Genomic DNA, 5,143 nt, shown 5'->3' with positions numbered 1-5,143 from the left:
GCGCCGCCGGCGCCTCGCGGCGTTGCAGCAGCGCCGTCGCCGGCGCGACGATGCTCGGCGCCCTAGCGGCCATTGGTGCCCAACAGACGGTAGATCTGCTTCAAATCGCCCTCGTTGTCCATCAGCTCCTGCAGCAGCTCGGCCAGCGGCATGCCGCCCCAGGCCACGGCGCGCTTGACCAGATACGGCACCGGGCTGTGCGGCTCGGTGCGCAGCAGGAAATCGGCCGCCTCCTCCAGCCGCTGGTAAGCCTCGTCGCGGCTGCGCGGCGCGCCGCCGGCGCGCCCGCGCCCCTGGCGCCGGTCCGTCTCGTGTTCCATGCGCCGCTCCATGTTCCGGACGCCGTCGTCGGCGCTCCAATCGGCGTCGTCCTCGTCGGCCGCCGCCGTCGCCGTCGCCGTCTCCCAGGACACGCCGGCCAGCTCCTGCAAGGCCTGGTAGCACTCGGCCAGACGGCCCTCGATGGCGGCCAGGCGCGGCGCCTCCTCCTCCAGCCGCGCCGCCAACGCCCGGCTCAGCGCCTCCAGCGCCGCCGCCGTGGCCAGCAGTTGCTGTTGCAGCACTTGGTAGAAGTGCGCCGGCGTCATCGCCACCGCCGTGTTGAAGTGCTGCCGGGTCAGCTCCTTGCCGTCGCCCGGCGCCGCCGTGGCGCCGCGCCGCGCGCCGGCCGCCTGGGCGCCCTGGCGCTCGTGGCGCAGCACCAGCGCCCATTCGGCCAGCGTGAACAGGCGCCCGGCCGGCGAGGCGCCGGCGGCGATCTGCACGCCGCCCAGCGCCTGCGCCATGTGGCGGTCGAACCATTCGAGCGCGGCCAGGCGGGCGTCGATGTCGCCGTCCTCCGGCAAGGGATACAGGCCGTCCCAATACTGTTCCAAGGTCGCCTGCATCAGCAGGGCGCCGTCGACCAGGCCCTCCAGGCCGCGCTGGCGCAGCCAGGCCTCGGCCAGCCAGGCGACGATGCGCAGGTCCTTCACGCTGTGCGCCAGCGTGTCGGCGCAGAGCTGCTCGACCAGGCTCCAGTCGGCCCGTTTGTGCGGCCGCTCCCAAATGCCTTGCGGCAGATTGGCATCGTCCTCGCGGGCCGCCTCGGCGATGCGCTGGAAGATGCTGTCGCCGGGATTGGCCACGCCGCAGGGGGCCTGCAGCGAAACGGGCAGCAGCAGCACGGCCAGGCCGTCGGGCATCAGGGCGGCGCTCATGGCGCACCGCCGGTGGAAATCGTGTTCATCATGGCCTCGCAATCAGCACACTGCTATCGGACACCGGCGCGTCGACCGGCAACTGGGAATACGCCAGGGCTTCCTTCTTGCCCGCCGGGCTCAACGCCAGGCGCATGAAGACCCGCGCCCGCGCCGCCGCCACGGTGGCGCCGGCCGCCTGCGGCGCCGTCGGAATCTCGAAACGCAAGGTCTCGTAGCGCGGCGCCGTGCCGGCCGGCGGCGCCACCCGGTAGGCCGCCAGCAGGCGCAGCAGCGACCACGGCTCGTTGAAGCGGTACACCACGTCGCGCCCCTGCACGCTCATGCGCGTGTCGCGGCCGTCGCGGTAGGGCAGCGTCGGCGTGTTCTCGGCCCAGCGCAAGGTCAGCACCAGCGGCATGCCCAGGCGCCAGGCCAGCGTTTGCGTCGCGCCGGCCGCGCCGCTGTGCCAGGCGATGCTGCGCTCGCCGCTCTGCAAGCTCCAGTCGACGATGCGGTTGCCCTCCAACTCGCCGCGCAGCTGGTTGTTGCCGTCGCTCTCGCCGCGCTCGTTGACGCGGAAGCGCACGCTCAACTCGTAGCCGGGGGCGTCGCCGCCGTCGGCGCCCGCCAGCAGCGGCGCCAGCAGGGTGCGCGCCCGCTCGGCGGCGCCGACGAACTCGCGCGCCCGCGCGTCGGGCGGCTGGCGCGCGGCGGCGGCGGCGTGGCGGTCGACGCTGCGGAAGAAGGTGGCGACGTCGTCGATGTCGGCCGCATCGCCCTCGTGGCCGGCGTCGGCGAAGGGGAAGCGGCCGGCCAGGCTCTGGCGGAACGCCGTGCTCAGGCTCTGGTAGGCGGTGACGGCGCCGCCGCGCACCAGCTCCTGGCAGCGCACCGCCATCTGGCTGGCCAGCATGCGGCCGCGCAGCGCGAAGAAGTCGTTGGCGCCGGTGGCGAACACGGCGCCGCTGCGGCCGCTGCAATTTTGCAGGTCGGTCTCGGCCAGCTCGCCACGGATGTAGTTGTCGAGCTGGGTGATGCGCGAGTTCGGATGCTTCGACTGGAAGCGCGCCAGCTCGGCCGCCAGGCCGCGCCAGTAGTCGGCGATGCCGCCGTGGGCGCTGCTGGTGGCGGCCGCCTCGGCGGCGCCGACGTCGGCCGATTCGAGCAGGCGCAGCAAGGGTTGCGCCAGCTTGACGCTGTTTTCCAGCTGGATGTGCTGGTTGGCGAAGTACTCCTCCAGCGCGCCGGCCTGGCCGCCGGCGAAACCCTGCACGGCCGGGTTCGGGCTGCCCTGCCACCAGTTGAAGCCGCCCTCGCGCGGCCGGTACGGCGCGCCGGCCTGGAAGTCGCTCTGCAGCCAGCGCAAGCCGGCGGCGGCGCGCTGCGCCAGGATGTCGGCCAGGCCGCGGTACTGCGCCGGGCTGCCCTGGCTGCGCACCGCGTCGAGCAGCGCGGTCAGCAGCTTCTGCGACTGGCCCAGGCGCTGCCAGGCCTCCTGCGGGTCGCTGGTGCGCGAGCGCGCCAGCGCCACGCCGGCCAGCAGATTGGCGGCCAGGCGCTGGTCGGCCACGCTTTGCAGCTCGGCCTGGAACTGGAAGGGGAAGCCGGCCAGCACCCGGCCCATGTAGGCGCGCTGCTCGCCGGCCATCAACAACGTGCGGTTGAGCACGTTCATGTCCCAGGTGACCAGGGCGCCGCCGTTGCCTTCGCCGTCGGCCGCCGCGCCCGCCACCGCGCCGGGCGACAGCTGCATGAACGGTTGCTTGAGCAGCGCGCTCAGGCCGGCCTCCATGTGCGCCACCTCGGGCACCAGCTCCAGCTTGCCGCCGTCGCTGCCGCGCTGCAGCACCGGGCTGTCGCCGCCGGCCGCCAACAGGCGGTGCTCCAGCGCCACCACCCGCTTCTGTGTCTCCTCGCGCAGCGCATGCGCCGCCTGCGGCCCCAGCATGGCCGACTTGTCGACCTGTTCGAGCAGCGCGGCGTAGGCCTTGCCGAAGTCGCCCTCCTGGCCGGACAACCAGCGCGTGCCGGGCGCGCCCAGCCAGCGCCCGAGGTCGTGCAACTGGCGTTGCAGCAGGTCGAAGCGGTGGCCGTCGGCCTGGCCGACGCCGCTGCGCAGTTCCTGGTCGACCGCCACCGCCAGCCGCAGCGCGCGGTGCTCGTCCAAGGTCTGCGTCAGGAAGCGCTCGCTGTTGAGGCGGTAAGCGCACACCATGCTGGCCTCGTAGCCGCTGCGCGGCGCCAGCTTCTGCTGCCCGCCGGCGCCGTGCAGCGCCTGGCGCACATAGCGGTGGTGCTCGGGGTGCTGGTCCTGCCGCAGCGTGAAGGCCTTGGTATAGGTGCCCAGGTTGCCCAGGTCCTCGACGGTGCCCTGGTCCTTGTTCTGCAGGTGCTCGAAGCGGCTCTGCCACTGCTCGAACTGCACCGTGCCGCTCACGAAGTGGTTCAGCGCGGCGAAGGACGGGCTGTCGCTGAGCAGCACGGCGGCGCCCTCGCCCGGCGCCAGCGGCGCCAGCTCGCAGGACGGCGTGCCGGTCAACTCGGTCGACACCGGGTCGTGGCCAACCCCGCTCAAGGCCACCGCCTGCAGGTTCAGTCCCTTGGCCAAGGTGCGCAGCACGATGTTCTCCAAGCCCTCGGTGAAGCGCTGGTCGATGCGCTGGTCCAGCCCCTGCCGGCCGGGCCAGTGCCAGGAGGCCGGAATGGCGATGTAGACCAGGCTGTCGTCGTGGCTCAGCATCGAGTCCATCAGGCCCTGCGCCGCCGCCTGATACCAGGTGAACGGCAGCGCGCCGTACTTGGCCACGCCGTCGCTGCGGATGCGCTGCTCCTGCTCGATCCGGCCCAGCGTGGCCAACAGCGCGTCGGCGCGGCCGCGCAGGTCGAGCGCCGCCCACAGCAGCGCGCCGCCCCAGACCAGCGCCAACGCGGCGCTGGCGGCGACCCAGCGGCGCACCCGCTTGTCGCGCGACAGGCGCTGGCCGCGCAAGGGCCGCGCCAGCGCGCGCTCGGGGAAGACCTTGAAGGCCAGCAGGTCGCGGATGAACAGCGGTTCGGCGCGGCCCGGCGCGGCGGCCGGATCGCCGCACAGGTAGACGCCGCGCAGCAGCGGCGCCTCGCCGTGCGCCGAGACGCCCATCAGCCGCGCCAGATAGGCGGCGACCGGCGCGCCCAGCCGGTCGACCTGGCCGGGCAGTTGGAAGAAGCTGTCGCTGTCGGCCGGCGGCCGCCCCGCCGCCAACAGCTCGGCCTGCAGCGCGCAGACCTGCTGGCGCAGCGCGATGAAGGCGTCGCGGCCCCAGTCGGGACTGAAGGCGGCCTCCAGCTGCTGCGGGTTGGACCAGCCCAGCATGGCCTGGCGCAGTCCCGGCGGCAGCGACTCGGCGAAGGCGGCGAAGCCGGTCAGCGTGTCGGCGCGGGTGATCAGCACATACACCGGCAGGCGCAGGCCGAGCAGGCTTTGCATCTCGGCCAGGCTTTGCTGCACCAGCGCGGCGCGCCGCTCCACCTCGGCCAGCGGCCAGGCGTTCTTGCCCAGCAGGGAGTCGGCGGGCAGGGTCAGCAGCACGGCGTCGAGCGGCCGGCGCGGCCGGTTGCGCTGCAGTTTCTCGGCCAGCGCGCGCCAACCGGGCGCGCCGGCCTTGTCGTCCAGGCCCAGATAACTGGCGTCGGTCTCCAGCACCCAGCCTTGCGGCAGGCGGTGCCAGCTCAGCACACCCTGGCCGGCGGCGTCGTCGCCGTCGGCGGCCATGCGCAGCAGCGAAGACTTGCCGGAGCCGGGCTCGCCGGCCAGCCAGACCAGCGGCACGTCCTCGTTCGAGCGGCCGCTGCTGACCCATTCGCGCGCCGAGGCGAAGGCGGCGTCGAGCGCCAGGTCGAGCCGCGCCGCCAGCGTTTCGGGCGCGGCGGGGTCGGCGGCCGCCGTGGCCGGGGCGGCCGCCGCGGCGCCGTCGGCGGCGGGC

2 protein-coding genes are annotated in these 5,143 nt (G+C 73.9%); both read right to left on the bottom strand.

Annotation, left to right across the window (positions count from 1 at the left end):
* Positions 1 to 62: 62 nt before the first annotated feature.
* Positions 63 to 1,199, bottom strand: a complete 1,137-nt coding sequence (gene tssA / locus H7U20_RS25125; RefSeq protein WP_199761881.1) for a type VI secretion system protein TssA — start codon at positions 1,197 to 1,199, stop codon at positions 63 to 65.
* A gap of 28 nt (positions 1,200 to 1,227) precedes the next feature.
* Positions 1,228 to 5,143 (bottom strand): type VI secretion system protein (locus H7U20_RS25120; protein ID WP_199761880.1); only part of this gene is annotated, 3,916 nt, incomplete at its 5' end.

Origin of the sequence: Rugamonas violacea (assembly GCF_016461825.1) — a bacterium.
In the GTDB taxonomy this organism is placed as follows: domain Bacteria; phylum Pseudomonadota; class Gammaproteobacteria; order Burkholderiales; family Burkholderiaceae_D; genus Rugamonas.
Note: the sequence above shows the minus strand (reverse complement) of the source record. Positions and strands in the feature narration are given on the sequence as shown.

Excerpts from the sequence above, each read along its gene's own strand:
- tssA (WP_199761881.1), bottom strand. The coding sequence starts at position 1,199 with ATGAGCGCCGCCCTGATGCCCGACGGCCTGGCCGTGCTGCTGCTGCCC.